Consider the following 15,209-nt stretch of genomic DNA (forward strand, 5'->3'; position numbering starts at 1 on the left):
GGCGCATGTCATCCGCGGTGCCGTCGACCTCGCTCGAGCGCACGTACCGGTATCTCCGCATCGGTGTGGCCGGCACCGCGGTCGTCATCCTCGTCTCCGTGGCGGTGGCGGCGTCGTCCGTCGGATGGCTGCCGTCGCTCAGCGACTACTACTACACGTCTGCCCGTGACTCGTTCGTCGGCGCGCTCATCGCGGCATCGCTCGCCCTGCTCGCCCTGTCGGGACGCGGTGTCGATCGCGCGCTGCTCGACACGGCCGCCCTGTTCGCGCCCCTCATCGCGCTCATTCCCACCACTGTCGCGCCCGGTACGGTGCCGGGGGTCGAGGTGCCGTGCCAGTACCGCTGCTTCCCGCCGGAATACGAGGCCGGCGTCGCGACGAGCGTGCTCACCTACCTCGCCATCGGCACCCTCACCGTGCTCGTCGCGGTGCTGCTGCGGGCGATGCGCCAGGTGTCACTCGGGGCCGTGGCCGTGTCACTCACCATCACCGTCGCATGGCTGCTCGTCGTCGGCGGCACGTGGGTCTTCGCCCGCGACGCATTCCTGCAGCAGGGGCATTTCGTCGTCACGATCGCCTTCTTCGCGCTGTTCGCCGCCGTTGCCGTGCGCAATGCCTTCCCGCGCCGCACGGACCCGCCGCCCGCGGTCTTCCGCGTGCTCTATCTCGTGATCGCCGCGTTGCTCGTCGCTGTGCTGATCGGCTACGCGGTCTTGCTGCCGAGCGCGGCCGACGTCGACGTGCCAGTCGTGCTGATCGCCGAGGCGTCTGCCCTCGTCCTGTTCTCCGCTTTCTGGGTCGTGCAGGGCGTCGAGCGCTGGAGTGAGCCGGATCCGGCGCTGCGCTGAGTCCTCACGGTGCGGGCGACGGATCCCCTGCCGCCGCGATGCTGCGAGGTCAGCCGAGGCGTTCGAGGGGGTTGGCCGCGAGCTTGTCGATGAGACCGCCGTCGACGAGTCGTCTGGCGGCCGTATCGGGCTTGCGCGCTGCCTGGTCGCTCACGCATGAGCCGAACTCCGCAGCGAGCATCCCCCGTGGGTGGGCGGCGAGCACCTCGCGCCGGAAGTCCTCCGGCAGAGCGTTCGGCCGCGCACCCGAGATGTCCAGACCCGTGGCGATCTCGAGCAGGTAGCCTTCGGCGTCCAGCGCGGGATCGACACTCGGCCAGTTGTGACGCACGATCACCTCGAGCACCCGATCACGCCGGTGCGGGGGCCAGCCTGCTCCCGCGGTGAGCACGACACCGACGTGCCCGCCGGCGTGCTCGTACGAGATCCTGTGGTTGTCGAACTCCGCCACGGTGCCGATGTCGTGCAGAACGGCGGACACGTACAGCAGCTCGTGGTCGATGTCCGTGATGCCGTCGACCTGCGCGAAGGCCTCGGCCCAGAGCCAGGAGCGCAGCGCGTGAGCCGTGATCGCTGCGGACTGGTATTGCGTGGCGAGCTCGAGGGCGCCCCGGGCAGCAGGAGAGTCGGGCACAGGGAAGTCTGCGATGCGCATAAGTACATCCTGCGGGCGCATGAGACACCTCGACCCAGTCCGGTGCGACAGCGATCGTCCGAAAACAGCCATCCGCACGCGGAGGCATCGAGGTTCCACGTGCGAGCGGTGCACTTTCGTCACATGGTGAAGGGCATTTCCTGCCACGATGATCACAACCGCCCCGGAGGAGTGCCCATGTCCCGGTTCACGCAGACCCTGATCCCACGTGCGCAGCGGCAGAGTGTCGAGGCGCTGGATGACGCGCTCGACCTCGGCAGTGGAGACACGCTCAGCAAGCGGTCCGGATTCCTCATCATGCTGACGATCTCGGCGATCATCGCGACCGCGGGTGTGCTCGCCGATTCGACGGCGACCGTGATCGGCGCCATGATCATCGCTCCGCTCGGGACACCGATCCTCGGCATCGCGTGGGGGATCGTGATCGGGCGACTCTCGCTCGTCATCCGATCGATCCTGTGGGTGCTGCTGGGGCTGGCGATCGTGGTCGTGCTGGGTCTGTGCTTCGCCGTGTTCGTGGCCACTCCGGAGTCGCTCGCCACGAATTCGCAGGTGCTGGGCCGCACCTCGCCGAGTCTCATGGACCTCATCGCGGCGCTCGCGACCGGGTTCGTCGGCGGGTTCGCCATGTGCCGCAAGGATCTCAGCGCCGTGCTGCCCGGCGTCGCGATCGCCATCTCACTCGTTCCGCCCCTGGCGGTCGTCGGCGTCTGCGCAGGTCAGGGGCTGTGGAGTGATGCGCTCGGCGCGCTCGTGCTGTTCCTGTCGAACGTCGTCGCGCTCGTCATCGCCGGAAGCATCGTCTTCACGATGGCCGGCTATGCGCGCGACCCCCAAGCGTCTCCTCGCGCCAACCGACGACGTGCGTACACCGTCGTCACGGTGCTCGCCCTCATCATCGCCCTGCCCCTCGCGGCCAACTCGATCGTGTCGGTCGCGATCGCCCGGTGGACCGTCACGATCCAGGAGGCGACGACGGAGTGGCTTGCCCCGAGCGAGGGCGCACGGGTCTACAACGTCGCATGGAGCGGCTTGACCGCCACCCTGCAGCTCACGACCACCAATGGCCAGATCCCGACGATCGACGATCTCGAAGCCACCTTGGATGCGCAGATCCCGTCCTACGTCGGAGTGGTCCTCGATGTCGGCCAAGGCGTCGAGCACGTGGTGCGCTGATCACGGATACCGCGTCGAAGCGTGGAAGCAGGGATGGATCTCCGAACGACGAGGCCCCCGCTCGACAACGTCGGGCGGGGGGCTCGTTTTGGGTATCTCAGAGATCGCGGCTCATAATCTGTGTCCTTCCCTCGGGATAGCGAATCTAGTCATCGACGAGGACTTCGACAATGGCCCCGGCGACCTCAGCATCTTGCTCCGACCGGCGTCGCCGCGTAGCGTCCACGTCAGCACGGTGTTCGTGCAAGTACCTCTCGGTGGAGATGCAGTGTCCGATGAACCGGTCGGGCGGCCACGCACGCGTGTCGCGCGGCTCACGATCGCGTTGCCGGTGTTCCTTGTCGCTGTAGTCGCGATTTATCTCGTCTTCACGGGTCTCGCGTGGACGATCTTTGCGCCGGTCTTCTTCTATTCAGGTGAGACGACGGCCGGCATCATCGTCGGACGCATCCTCTTCTGGGCCCTCATGCTCGGATCAATGGTCGCTGTCGGCTGGGGCCTGGTCCGCTGGGTCCTCCGAGGCGCCCTGTCCGATCGACGCTCCTGACCTCCGCATATCGCAGCGGATCCGGCGGCCGCGGACGCCGTCGCCGCCAGGGTGACGGAACTGCGACGCGAGCCGACAGACGATCCCCAAACGGGCCTTGCGCGTAGGAGGGGCGATGCGGGCGGGCTCGAACCGCACCCATTCCATACGCCCCCGATTGTGACGACGGAGAATCCGATGACGTTCTCTCCCGTGTCGGCGCGACGACTTGCCGAATGGGTGCGCGGCCCGAAGACCGCGCACCCCACGACAACCTGTCGCAGTTAGCGGCCGAACACCTCGATCTCGGCCAATTGCATTCGGTACCCGCCGTCGGTCTGACGTAGCGACGTTCCGGTCACGCGCACGTACCGCGCGTCGCGCGGCTCGAACGACCATGTCGGCACATCGAATCCGGTGGGTTGAGAGAATCCGGTTTCCGCTGCCGCAGGCATCCACGTCTCGCCATCGACAGACGTCTCGATCGTGAAGTCGACGGGGAAGCCGCGGCCGATGTCGCGTCCGTCGTAGTTGCGCGGCAGCAGGTCTACTCGGGCGACCCGTGCGGTCGAGCCGAGGTCGATCGTCACCCACTCACTGTGGTCAACAGCCAACTCGGAATCGCTCGACCAGCCCATCGAGGGGTCGGTGCTGAAGCGCGAACCGTCGGTGACGCCGGGTTGCAGGAAGCGGTCTTCCTCCCACGAGCTGCTCACCATGGTGGGTGCACCGACAGCCAGGTTCTCGGGCACGTCCGTGGTGAGCACGTGCCCTTCGATCGAACCATCGACCAGCGTGACGCGGGTCTTCTTCACCCTGCCCTCGAGGGCGTAGCGCACGATGCCCGACTCATCGGCGGTCACCTCGTGCGTCCGCTTGCCCTCGCGCACGGTGTACTTGGCGCCGGGCTGCTGGCCCGACCATTCCATGACGACCGTCTGATCCTTCGCGGAGTAGTCCACGGTCTGGTCGAGCACCGAGTGGTACGTGACGGTCAGCTCGTCGTTCTCGTGGATCGTGCGCGTCACGGTCGTACCGTTCATCGCCGCCGGGAAGTTGGGCGCGATCTGCACACCGTCCGGTTGGGGTTGGATGCCGAGCATGGCCGTGTAGACGCCGCCCGCCGCGTTCGCGTTGGTGGGGAACCACTCCTCGCCGAAGCGGGGTTCGAGCGACCAGTCGAGGAAGCTCCAGCCGACGAACCCGTCGCGCGTGTAGCGCTCGAGCGTGGCGTCGAGGTACTCCAGCGAGCGGTCGCGCTCGCCGACGAACGCCGCCGCCTTCATGTACAGCTCGGTCATGAAGGGGTAGATGGGCCCGTCTTCGAGGCCCGACTGGAAGTGATCGCCGCTCCACTCCTCGGTGTTGGGGAGGATCGGGTAGAAGTTCATCGGCACCATCGGCAGCCGGTTCTTCTTCATCTCCACGTCGAGGTCGTCGAGAATCGCCCGTGCGCGGTCGATGTCGACCATGCCGAACGCGATCGCCTGCAGGTTCAGCTGCGTGTGCTTGACCGATGCCTGGACGGTGCCGTCGGGGCAGCGCCAGAACGCGAAGGAGCCCATCTCGGGATCCCAGAGACCGCCGTCGGCGGCGTCCTTGTTGAACTGCTCCTTGAGAGCTGATGCGGTGTCGGCGTAGTGCGTGGCCCGGTCGGTGTCGCCGAAGACGTCGCGCTCGAGGGTCGCCCACTTGGTGAGCGCGTGGTACATCAACTCGTTTACGTAGCCGCTCTGCCACTTGACGTAGAAGGCGTCGTTCCACTCCATGATGCCCCGGCGGCTGTTGCAATCGGTGATGCCGTTGTGGAACATCCCGGTCGGTGCGTCATAGCGCTCCTCGAGCATGTATCCGATCGCTCGGTGCGCGGAGTCGCGCATCGAGGCGAGCCACTCGCTGTCGGGCGAGTAGTCGTACATCTCGGCGATAGCGGCGGCGTAGGCCGGGTCTGCGTCGTGCAGGTTGTTGTCGCCCCACGGATTGCTGAGCCGGTAGGTGCGGCCGAACATGTGGCCGTTCGCGCCCTGGGCGTAGTCGCGGAAGTACTCCAGCATGCCCTTCTGCGACTCGGTCATGGCCGGGTCGAAGTAGCCCATGACCGTCGGGTTCGAGTGCGCCAGGTCGTACGGGCCGTTGCCGAGGTAGCGCAGACCCACGGTCGACATCCCGTACTCCTCGTCGACAACGCCCGAGCGGCCGAAGTCGTTGAGCAGTGACGTGAGGGCCGCTGTGTCGGCGATGCCGTTGATCCTGCCGCCCAGGTCGTAGTACGCGTCGAAGTCGGCCGTGGCGAACGAGAACGACACCGAGTCGGTGCGGTCGGCCGACGCGACGGGCAGGTAGATGTATCGGTCGGTGCCGTTCGAGCTGTGTCCGCTGTAGACGAAGCCCTGCTCCTTGGTGCCGACGATGTACTCCCACTCGCCGTCGTCGCGCACTTGGGTCTGCTGGTACGTGTTGTCACCGCCGTACGCGAACTCGGTCGCGAGGTCGCGATCGGCGCTGGTCGCGTCGACCGCGAGCGCGCGCTCGCCCTCGTTCGCGAGCATCACGAACGCCGACTGCTCGACGCCGTACCGGTCGTTCGGCTCGTTGAGGTAGAAGCCATCGGTGCCGGCGTAGGTGTTGCCGATGGGGATGTTGCCGCCGTCACCCGGCCGGCGGATGTTGTCCCACACGCGGGCCCAGCCGATCTCGAGCTGGCCGTTGTGGGCGAGGCTCGGTGCAGCATCGCCGGCCCAGTCGTAGGTGCGGTCGACGTCGAGGTCGATGTCGCCCTTGCTCAGCGAGAACGACCAGGTCTCGTCGATCGCGAGTTCATCGTTCGCCATCTCGAAGGTGAGGTCGACCTTCTTGCCCCGCACTTTCACCGTTGGGTCGGCCGCGAGAGTGCGGCTGTCGAGCACGGCACCGGATCCTGCGATCTCGGCCGTGCTGTACATGCCGTCGGCGAGCAGTTCAACACCGCCCTGCGTGAAGGAGGTGACTCGTGCGGCGCCGGCGTAGTCGACCACCATGCGCAGGTCGCCGTCGGTGAGGGTCAGCTGCCTGGCAGCCTTGTCGTGCGCGACCGTGCGATCGTTCCCGTTGGATGCCGCGGCGGGCGCGTCCTCGACGGGGGCGGCGGATGCGGGACCGAGTCCGGCGACGCCGGTCGCTACCAGGGCCGCGGAGGCGGCGACGGCCGCGACGCGTCGAGCCGTGATTCGTGGGCGGTTGAGTGTCATCTCTGAGCTCCTCGTTCTTCGCCAGGGCGCGCCGGAGCACGCCGGGGACGGCGAAGGGGGTGTGGATTCGACAGTGGATCGACACCGCGAGCACTTCGGCGTGCGGGGTCACGAGTACTATCGCAACCCGTTTCTCTATCTGTCAACATTTTCCGTGATCTTTCCGTGCAGATGCATCCCCGCATCTGTACGATCTCAGACGACGGCGGTCGACTCGCGGGGAATGAACTCGCAGTCGATGCGGCGGATACCGGGCTCGAGGCGCCCGGTCTCGATGGCCTCGAGCAGCGCCGTGGCGGCTGCCGCACCCACCTCATGAAGGCTCATGTCGATCGTCGACAGCGGTGGCTGACTGGCCTCCACCATGACATCCCAGTTGTCGAAGCCGATGACGCCGACCTGACGAGGAACGTCGATCTGCGCCTCACGCAGCGCCTCGGTCGCCCCACGGGCCACCTGATCGCTCGCGCACACGACGCCGTCAAACTCGACACCGGAGAGGATCACCTGTTTGACGGCCTGACGCCCCCACCGCTCACTCCACTCCCCGAAGAGTGGAGCGTGCACCAGGTCGAGGCCGCGCTCGGCGAGCACCTCGCGCGTGGCCGCCAGTCGCTTGCGTGACGCATCGTCGCGCTGCGGTCCCGATATGAACACGAGCTTCTCACGCCCGGTCGAGAGCAGGTGCCGGGTCGCCATGCGAGACCCCTCGGCGTCGTCCGGCACGACTGACGCGTCGTTTTCGTCTCTCGACCAGGACATCGCGTAAACCACCGGCACCGGCAGGTCGCCACGGAGACTGTCGCGGCCGAATTCCCCGGCCCCGGTCACCAGGATGCCGTCGACGCGGCGCCGCAGGAAGGAGTCGATGAAATGCTGCTCGCGGATCGGGTCACCACGACCGTCGCACAGGACGAGCGCGATCTCGCGCTCCGAGAGCTTCTCGATCGCTCCCAGCATCACCGGCACGGTGAGGCGCCCGAACTGGTCGCTGGTGATGACGCCGATCGTGTTCGTGCGACCGGTGAACAGGCTCGTGGCGACATGGTTCGCCTGAAAGCCGAGCTCGTCGGCGGCGGCGAGAATCCGCTGCTTGGTCTCGTAGCGCACGGCACCCTTGCCGGAAAGCGCCTTCGACACGGTCGAGATCGAGACGCCGGCGCGCTCGGCGACGTCGCCGGCGGTCACACGCCGCCGTTGGTTCGAGTCAGATGCGGTAGTCACGGAAGCGACTATAGCGGGATTGCGGAAAACTTTTCCATGCGAGCGATCGCAAACGTTTCATTTTTCGCGAATGGGTTGCGCTTCTATTTCCGAATGGCTATCTTCAATCCCGCAACCCGTTTCTGAAATTACTCAGTTGCGGCTTCTCTCCCGCTCTCGCGGGACCTCGTTTCCCTTCACGACAACGGAGTTCCCCATGAAACGATCGACCAGTGCGGCAACCCTCGCCGCTTCGGCTGGCATCTTCGTCCTCGCGCTCGCCGGCTGCGCCGGCGGATCGGCCGGCGGCGCGGCCTCGACCGACGAGATCACCGCTGAAGACACGGGTGCCACGCTCAGCCTCTGGGTACGTCCAGGCAACGAGGCGGTGACCGACGCGGTGGTCGAGGCGTACAACGACACGCACGAGAACCAGATCGAGATCACCCACGTGCCGGCCGACCAGTATGTGACCAAGTTCGCGCAGGCGGCGCAGTCCGGTTCGCTTCCCGACATCCTCGCGGCCGATCTGGTCTTCATGCCGCAGATCATCGAGACGGGCGCCGCGCTCGACATCACCGATCTGCTCGATGAGGCCGGTGCTCTCGAGAACCTGTCCCCCTCGCACATCATGGCCTCGACCGCCGACGAACGCGTCTACGGTGTGCCGTACGTGGCCGACACCTCGCTGTACCTCTACAACAAGGACCTGTTCACGCAGGCCGGCCTCGACCCCGAAGCCCCACCGACCACATGGGGGGGCATCGCCGATGCCGCCGCGGCGATCACCGCGCTCGGTGACGGCAACAAGGGCTTCTACCTCTCCGGCGGCGCACCGGGCAGTCTTGCCTACGACTTCACCCCCACCATCTGGGCGCAGGGCACCGAGGTCGTGAACGAAGACGGCACCTTCAATTGGGACAACGCCGCCACGCAGGACGCCCTCGCGTTCCTGCAGCAGATGTACGAAAACGGCGACATCCCCGACACTGCCAAGACCGACGCCGGCGACGGCTTCTTCGCCGTCTTCGCCTCGGGCAAGATCGGCATCAACTTCGCCGGCGGCAACGGGGTGAACACCGCCACCCTCGGCACCGACCCCGAGTTCGACTTCGGCCTGGCCCCCATCCCGGGCCAGAACGACGGCGAGTTCGCCACCTTCTCGGGCGGCGACGTGGCGGCGATCACCGCCGGCACCGAGCACCCGAACGAGGCGTGGGACTTCATCCAGTGGCTGACCTCGACCGAGACCTCGGAAGACGTCTACTTCTCGCTTCCGGCGTTACCCCCGCGCACCGATGTGACCGCCCCTGACGAGCTCGGGCCGCAGTTCACCATTCCCGCCGAACTCGTCAAGTCGGGCCAGACCTACGTATCGCCCTTCTACAACGAGGTCGTCGCCAGCGCCCAGGGTCCGTTCCTCGAGATGTTCCAGTCGGTCGTCTTCAACGGCGCCGATCCCGCCGAGGCCACGGCAAAGGCTCAGGAAGCCTCGGACGCGATCACCGAGTGAGTGTGAGGCGGGCTCCCGGCATCCCGCGCGCCGAGAGCCCGCTCTCCCTCCCGAACCCCTGTCGACCCGCTGAACGGAAGCCATGATGTCGAAGTCCGCAGTCCTCGCGCCGCCCGCGGCCGCGGCCTCAGCCGCAGGCAGCGGAACCCCCACGAAGGTGACCATGGCACGCGGACCCCGCAGCCGCCGGCGCGGTGAGAACCTCTCGGGCTGGGCGCTGGCCGCACCCGCCGCGATCCTGATCGCCCTCTTCTTCGTGCTGCCGTTCGGCCTGACGGTCTACATGTCGTTCTTCGACTGGCCGACGTTCGGTGTTCCCGAGGCCGTCGGCCTCGCCAACTACGGCGCCGTCGTCACCGACGGGGACTTCGGGGAGGCCGTGCTGTTCACGGTCGCCTACACCGTCGTGACGTCGGTGCTCGGCATCCTTCTCTCACTTGGTCTCGCTCTGCTGGTACGCCCCCGCTTCGCGGGACGCACCGCCGTACGGGCTCTGCTGTTCGCTCCGGTCACGATCGGCTTCGCTCCCGCCGGACTGCTCTGGCTGTCTATGAGCAATGCGCGCACCGGCGTGCTGCCGTCGATCTTCGTGTCACTCGGGCTCGCTCCCGATGGCGTCGACTGGTTCGCCGAACCGACCACCACACTGTCGATCGTGGTGGTCATGACCATCTGGAAGACCGCGGGCCTGGCGATGCTGGTGCTGCTCACCGGTATGGACTCGATCCCGGCCGAGATCTACGAAGCCGCCAAGCTCGACGGCGCCGGCGCGTGGACCACCCTCACCCGCATCACCCTGCCGCTGATCGTCAAGCCTCTGTCGCTGGTGATCCTGCTGACCGTCACGACGACGTTCCTGGCGTTCGACCAGTTCTACACGATGACCAAGGGCGGCCCCGACGGGTCGACGGTCACGGTCGTCTACTACCTCTACAACGCCGCGTTCGTCGCGCTCGACCGCGGCTATGCCGCCGCCGTCGCCGTGGTAGTCGTGCTGCTGATGGCTGTGTTCTCGGTGCTCCAGGTGCAGCTGCAGCGCGGAAGGAAGGTGAAGGCATGACCGCCACACAGGTGCTCACCACGGGATCGTCGGGCCGACGCGGTACGCGGCGCTCCCGCATCCATGCCCAGGACGTGTCGCGCAACCCGCTCCGCATCATCGTCGCGATCGTGCTCGCCGCACTGTTCGCCTTCCCGATCGTGTGGACGACGATCGGCGCTTTCAAGTCGCCGACCGAAGCGAACGCCTCACCGCCCGTGTGGTGGCCATCGCAGTTCACGCTCGAGAACTTCGCCAAGCTCGACAGCTCCGGCTCGTCACTTCTCGGATACGTGCTGAACTCCACGATGGTGACGCTCATGACGGTGGCCATCACCACCGTCGCCGCGGTCCTCGCCGGCTACGCCCTCGCCCGCTACCGCTTCCGCGGCAAGAACGTCTTCTTCGGCATCACGATCGGCATGCTGCTCGTGCCCTACCCCGCGCTGCTGGTCTCGCTGTTCACGGTCATGGTGTGGTTCGGACTCACGAACTCGCTGTTCGGGCTCGCGCTCATCTACTCGACGTTCCAGATGCCGTTCGCGATCTACATGATGAAGAACTCGTTCGACAGCGTGCCCGAAGAGCTGATCGAGGCCGCAGAACTCGACGGCTGCACCAAGTTCGGCGCGCTGCCCCGTGTGATCCTGCCCCTGGTGACGCCGGGTGTCGTGACGGTCGCTCTGTTCGCCTTCCTCGCCGCGTGGAACGAGTTCCTCGCCGCGCTCGTGCTCCTCAACGACAACCCGAGCTTCACGCTGCCGATCGCGCTGGTGAACGCGCAGAACGGCCCCCTCAACACCATCGACTGGGGTGCGCTGCAGGCCGGCATCACCGTGACGATGCTTCCTTGCGTGATCCTCTTCATCCTCCTTCAGCGCTACTACGTCTCCGGCCTTGTGGCCGGGACAGGAAAGTGACTATGACCGACACCCTCACGTCGCCCGACTACTCTGTCGAACGAGTCGCCACCCCCGTCCGCGAGAGTGTGCATGTCGTGCTGCCGTCGTTCGTCGATGGCGCCTTCGACAGCCTCGCCGTCGACTGTCCGTTCGTCTTCTCCGTCGATGGCCGCCACGGTATGACGTATGTCGGCTGGGACGGCGTCGGGTATCAGACCGCTGTGGCGTGGCGTGACGAGTCGGGATCGTGGGGACGCGGCGAGGTGGTGTTCCCGCGCGACCCGGCCGATCCCCTCCGCGAGTTCAATGCGGCCATGACCTCGATCGTGCGCGACAACGACCTGCGCTCGCCGGGTGAACTGCGCAGCATCGACGGCTGGTATTACGGCACGTTCCACGCGTACCCGGGCTCCGGATACGAGACGGGACCGGCATCCATCGGATTCGCACGCAGCCGCGATCTCATGTCGTGGGAACGTGTTGGCGGAGTGCTGTCTCCGGCCGACGCGGATGCCGGACAGTGGGAGCGCGGCGGGCTCTACAAGTCGTGGCTCATGGAACACGACGGCCTCTTCTATGTCTTCTACAACGCGAAGGACGTCGACGACTACGGCTCGGTCGTGGTGCCGCCCCCGTGGATCGAACAGACCGGCGTGGCCGTGTCGAGCGACCTGGTTTCCTGGAAGCGATTGTCGTCGACGCCGGTGCTGCCGGTGGGACCGGCCGGCGCGTTCGACGAGCGCTTCGCATCCGACCCGTGCGTGCTACGCGACGGCGACACCTGGGTGATGTTCTACTTCGGCCTCGCCGCCGATGGCCACGCACGCGAGGGCTTCGCCGTCTCGTCAGACCTGGTCACCTGGACGAAGTCTTCGTCCGTGTTGATCGACGTGGGTATGACCGGTGCCATCGACGCGCTCTACGCCCACAAGCCCGCGGTGATCACGTGGGACGGCCGGCTCGAGCACTACTACACAGCGGTGTCGCTGCTCGAGTCCCCAGTCGTGGTGGGACAGCATCTGCAGCACGAACTGCGGGGAATCGCCCGCGCCACCGATCGCGCCTGAAGCCGGTGCGGTCGGATCCGGCACGGGCCTTGCGCGATGCGGATGGACGATGCCGCAAGACAGAGCGTCCCACAGGGGCACGGGCATGCACCGGGGCTGGATCCGCAAACGGCCACCGCCCGCGAGCGGGCTGTCAGCGCACAATCCCAGTCAGCGGTCCTTTCACGGGACGCTTGGCGTGGAGCAGACCAAGGTCCTCGCCGAGCAGGACGGTGCGGCGGACCTCGGAATGCATCGGATGTCTCTCCTCTGGCCGCCGGGTTAGCCGGCCAGAGCTGAGGGCCACCAGCCGCTCGAGCGCCTCGTCGGGGATCTCGACGCCGGGGAACCGGGCGAACTGTCCCATCGGCATGGACTCGACCATCTTCAGCATGTGGCCGTCGTCCTCGGCGGCGCCAACTGCTCTGGCGTTGCGTTGGTCATCATCGCGTGTATCAGCGCCGGACCCACGGTCGGGTGGCCGAACCACTCGAGGCCGACCAGATGGCGGCCGCCACCGCGATGATGAAAGCGAGATCGACGGTCGTCGATTGCGCGAATCCCGCGACTCATCCCGCGGGCTTCGCTCTCGGAGGCGTCTCGGTCGCCCAGGCGCTGCGTGCGGCGGCGCGGAGCGCCTTGAAGTCCTGGCGCGCCATGGCCGCCCTCGCACGCTCGAGCGCGTCATCTGCTGCCGTCTCGAAAGCCGATGATCGCTTGGGGTCCGCCTCCCGCAACCCGGCGAGACACTTCTGCATCCGGATCTGCACCTCGACGAACGCCGCTCCGTCGCGCGCCAGCGGTCGAAAGCCGTCGACGGCGAGAGTCTCGAGTCGAGGCGGATCGATCCACACCCGCTCGAATCTGACGCGGTCGTCGCGCTCGGTGCGCAGCGCGGCGGAGAAGACGCGCTGGAACGCAGCGATGACCTCCACGGCCGTCCCCGGGTCGTTCGTCGCGGGTGAGAGCGCTCTGCTGCCGATCTCGGACAACGCGATGATCCCCAGTCGGGGATCCTGTTCATAGTCGCGGTGGGCGGCGATTCGAAACGCACCGCGCAGCGACGCCGCGGACTCGTCGTCCATCCGTCCGACGACGTAGGCGAGTGGATGCAGCGCATCCGCGGAGCGCCCGGGCGTCGCGTTCACATACACGTGCAGGTGGCTTCGAACGGCGAGTCGATCGAGAGCGGCGACATCGACACGGACGACGTAGCCGACTTCATCCGCCCATACCGCCTCCGCTGAGCGCGGGATGGTTTCGAGGCGCCGCGCACCAAGCGTCGGAGAGGCGGCATAGGCGATGAGCGATTCGGACGCCGCTCGTTCGACACGGTCGATGACGTCCGACATCCGCCCGAAGTTCGCGAGGTGCGCGATCCACCGCAGCAGCGTGATCACGACGATCGCGATGACGACGAGAGTCCCCAGGAAGAGGATCGTCCGGCCCTGTTCGGTGTAATAGCCGGTCGAGAGGGCGATGATCCCCACCATGGAGAAGACGAAGGCGCCGACGAACGTCGAGAGCGCGTTCTGAGACGTGGGATCCTCCACGAGCAATTGCGTCGCACGTGGCGTCGCGGTTGTCGTCGCCGACGAGTACGCGGTCACCATCGCCGTCACCGAGAATGTCGTCGCCGTCAGCATCGCCGTCGCGATGATCTGCAGCAGCGAGCCGACGGAATTCTGGCCGAGGTCGATGACGATGCGGAAGGGCACCACGGCGCCGATGAAGCCCGCCGCGAGGGCGAAGCCGATGGCGATCACGACGAAGAGCGCAGAACGGAACCACACTCGCCTTCCGAGCCGACGAAGAAGCGAAACCACGGGACCGCTCGCACTCGAAGCCATCGACACACCCTACGGTCGGGCCAGGTGGGATCTCGCGTTCCCGGGACCGTTTCGCGGTGTCGACCTCACGTCCGAGCCCTCATCTTCGGAACTCGGCCCGTCCGAATTCACCGGGGGCAGGTGGGGTATCGGAGCCGGCTTAGCGCTCGTCGACGGAGCTTCAAGCTCGCGAAGCGCGGTCGCATGGCGAACCACATCGTCGGGGGACGAATGAGTCGTAGTGCTCTCGCCGAACCGCAACCACACCGCTTCGATGTGCGCGTCAGACATCCTCTCGACATAGGCGACGAGTCGATTCGCGTCATCGGAGTCGAGGTCGTCGTCGCACAGGCGCCAGGCGTCGTCGCCAAGAGGATCGAGCAGCATTCCAGGCGGCATCATGCATCCTTTCTCGGGTTCAGCCAATCACCGAAACCCTGCCCAGCTGCAGAGGGTTGACAGCGCTGGCAGTCGTCGCGTCGATCCCTGGCGACCCCCTCGTCACCTGCAGCCGACTAACCAGCGTGTCAGGATCCGTGGCGTCGCGGAGCGCTCGGACTCTGCGAACTCACGAGATTCGCGTGTCGTGGGGCGGGTCTCGTAGCCGCAGTCGGTCGAGGGTCATGGCTGACGACCGGTGAGGGCCATCAGTCGATTCTGCAGGGGTGCTTCTGCGTCGATCTCGACGGCGGGACCGAAGACGCCCATGCTCCGCCACTCCTCTGCGTGCGGTTCGACGATCGCCCACGCCGATTCGATGAAGTCGTCCGGGAGGGCGGTGTCCGCTCCGATCGCTCTGGCGAAGTCGAACGCTCTGGTCGTTCGGAACACGATCGCGTGCCAGAGCGCCTCCCGCAGCGGGTAGTCCCCGTAGGTGTAGTGGACGGAGCGGGTGTCGAGCTCCGACTCCTCCAGTTCGCGCACCGACGCGACAGATTCTTCTACGAGGGCCTCGAAGCGACCTCTCGGGTCCGTTCCGAGGAGATCGTCGTCGAGTGGTCCGCCGTGGGCGTATTGACCCACCTCGTCAATGGTGCGCCCGGCCATCATGTCGGGGATCCACGCTTCGTCGTAGGCCTGATAGTTCAGCATTTGTCGGTACGTGCGGTCGTCCTGAGTGGGGAAGTCGGCAGGGAGGGCCTCTGCCATCAGAGCAGGCGGGATGCGGCTGACGACGTCGGCCAGCACTCGATCGGCGCGCATGAAGGTCTCGATCTCGTTCACTTCGCTCTCCTTCGGAATCTG

General features: G+C 66.6%; 13 protein-coding genes. 7 read left to right on the forward strand and 6 right to left on the reverse strand.

Translation table 11 applies throughout. The features are described 5' to 3' along the window. Window positions 1-5: 5 nt before the first annotated feature. Window positions 6-848, forward strand: coding sequence for a hypothetical protein (locus MA876_RS10055; RefSeq protein ID WP_248148339.1), 843 nt, complete (start codon window positions 6-8; stop codon window positions 846-848). Window positions 849-897: 49 nt separating this feature from the next. Here the strand turns inward: MA876_RS10055 and MA876_RS10060 are convergent, their stop codons facing one another. Further along, complete coding sequence (locus tag MA876_RS10060) at window positions 898-1,503, reverse strand: HD domain-containing protein (protein WP_248148342.1); 606 nt, start codon at window positions 1,501-1,503, stop codon at window positions 898-900. A 177-nt stretch (window positions 1,504-1,680) separates the two neighbouring features. Here MA876_RS10060 and MA876_RS10065 point away from each other — a divergent pair, with 177 nt between their 5' ends. Further along, window positions 1,681-2,679, forward strand: coding sequence for a TIGR00341 family protein (locus MA876_RS10065; RefSeq protein WP_248148345.1), 999 nt, complete (start codon window positions 1,681-1,683; stop codon window positions 2,677-2,679). Between the two features lie 268 nt (window positions 2,680-2,947). Then, window positions 2,948-3,226, forward strand: a complete 279-nt coding sequence (locus tag MA876_RS10070; protein ID WP_248148347.1) for a hypothetical protein — start codon at window positions 2,948-2,950, stop codon at window positions 3,224-3,226. Between the two features lie 263 nt (window positions 3,227-3,489). On the opposite strand, the gene MA876_RS10075 is transcribed toward MA876_RS10070, so the two are convergent. Together MA876_RS10075 and MA876_RS10080 are read right to left on the reverse strand one after the other, a co-directional pair. Then, the gene (locus MA876_RS10075; protein ID WP_248148350.1) at window positions 3,490-6,432 is read right to left on the reverse strand and encodes a discoidin domain-containing protein; all 2,943 of its coding nucleotides are present in this window, start codon (window positions 6,430-6,432) and stop codon (window positions 3,490-3,492) included. Window positions 6,433-6,627: 195 nt separating this feature from the next. Then, complete coding sequence (locus MA876_RS10080; RefSeq protein WP_248148353.1) at window positions 6,628-7,656, reverse strand: LacI family DNA-binding transcriptional regulator; 1,029 nt, start codon at window positions 7,654-7,656, stop codon at window positions 6,628-6,630. A 196-nt stretch (window positions 7,657-7,852) separates the two neighbouring features. Between MA876_RS10080 and MA876_RS10085 the strand changes: the two genes are divergently transcribed. The 4 genes from MA876_RS10085 to MA876_RS10100 all read left to right on the forward strand — a co-directional run bounded on the left by MA876_RS10085 (window position 7,853) and on the right by MA876_RS10100 (window position 12,156). Then, window positions 7,853-9,148 (forward strand): ABC transporter substrate-binding protein, encoded by a 1,296-nt coding sequence (locus MA876_RS10085; RefSeq protein WP_248148356.1) that lies wholly within the window; start codon window positions 7,853-7,855, stop codon window positions 9,146-9,148. A gap of 85 nt (window positions 9,149-9,233) precedes the next feature. Next, window positions 9,234-10,208 (forward strand): carbohydrate ABC transporter permease, encoded by a 975-nt coding sequence (locus MA876_RS10090; protein WP_248148359.1) that lies wholly within the window; start codon window positions 9,234-9,236, stop codon window positions 10,206-10,208. Next, complete coding sequence (locus tag MA876_RS10095) at window positions 10,205-11,107, forward strand: carbohydrate ABC transporter permease (protein ID WP_248148362.1); 903 nt, start codon at window positions 10,205-10,207, stop codon at window positions 11,105-11,107. The genes MA876_RS10090 and MA876_RS10095 overlap by 4 nt, the downstream gene beginning before the upstream one ends. Before the next feature lie 2 nt (window positions 11,108-11,109). Further along, the gene (locus MA876_RS10100) at window positions 11,110-12,156 is read left to right on the forward strand and encodes a glycoside hydrolase family protein (RefSeq protein ID WP_248148365.1); all 1,047 of its coding nucleotides are present in this window, start codon (window positions 11,110-11,112) and stop codon (window positions 12,154-12,156) included. 133 nt (window positions 12,157-12,289) lie between these two features. Here MA876_RS10100 and MA876_RS10105 read toward each other — a convergent pair whose 3' ends face one another. The 3 genes from MA876_RS10105 to MA876_RS10115 form a co-directional block, all read right to left on the reverse strand. Beyond that, window positions 12,290-12,529, reverse strand: a complete 240-nt coding sequence (locus MA876_RS10105) for a hypothetical protein (protein ID WP_248148368.1) — start codon at window positions 12,527-12,529, stop codon at window positions 12,290-12,292. A gap of 175 nt (window positions 12,530-12,704) precedes the next feature. Continuing rightward, on the reverse strand, window positions 12,705-13,928 hold the full coding sequence (locus tag MA876_RS10110) for a DUF2254 domain-containing protein (RefSeq protein ID WP_248148371.1): 1,224 nt from the start codon (window positions 13,926-13,928) through the stop codon (window positions 12,705-12,707). Between the two features lie 657 nt (window positions 13,929-14,585). Beyond that, window positions 14,586-15,188 carry a DinB family protein gene (locus MA876_RS10115; protein WP_248148374.1) on the reverse strand — a complete coding sequence of 201 codons (603 nt, stop codon included), beginning with the start codon at window positions 15,186-15,188 and terminating at the stop codon, window positions 14,586-14,588. Window positions 15,189-15,209: the final 21 nt, after the last annotated feature.

The sequence above is a fragment of the Microbacterium aoyamense genome (assembly GCF_023155855.1).
Lineage (GTDB): Bacteria > Actinomycetota > Actinomycetes > Actinomycetales > Microbacteriaceae > Microbacterium > Microbacterium aoyamense.

Coding starts and splice junctions, on each gene's coding strand:
- MA876_RS10085 (WP_248148356.1), top strand. CDS start 7,853: ATGAAACGATCGACCAGTGCGGCAACCCTCGCCGCTTCGGCTGGCATC.
- MA876_RS10065 (WP_248148345.1), top strand. CDS start 1,681: ATGTCCCGGTTCACGCAGACCCTGATCCCACGTGCGCAGCGGCAGAGT.
- MA876_RS10055 (WP_248148339.1), top strand. CDS start 6: ATGTCATCCGCGGTGCCGTCGACCTCGCTCGAGCGCACGTACCGGTAT.
- MA876_RS10100 (WP_248148365.1), top strand. CDS start 11,110: ATGACCGACACCCTCACGTCGCCCGACTACTCTGTCGAACGAGTCGCC.
- MA876_RS10090 (WP_248148359.1), top strand. CDS start 9,234: ATGTCGAAGTCCGCAGTCCTCGCGCCGCCCGCGGCCGCGGCCTCAGCC.
- MA876_RS10105 (WP_248148368.1), bottom strand. CDS start 12,529: ATGCTGAAGATGGTCGAGTCCATGCCGATGGGACAGTTCGCCCGGTTC.
- MA876_RS10060 (WP_248148342.1), bottom strand. CDS start 1,503: ATGCGCATCGCAGACTTCCCTGTGCCCGACTCTCCTGCTGCCCGGGGC.
- MA876_RS10095 (WP_248148362.1), top strand. CDS start 10,205: ATGACCGCCACACAGGTGCTCACCACGGGATCGTCGGGCCGACGCGGT.
- MA876_RS10075 (WP_248148350.1), bottom strand. CDS start 6,432: ATGACACTCAACCGCCCACGAATCACGGCTCGACGCGTCGCGGCCGTC.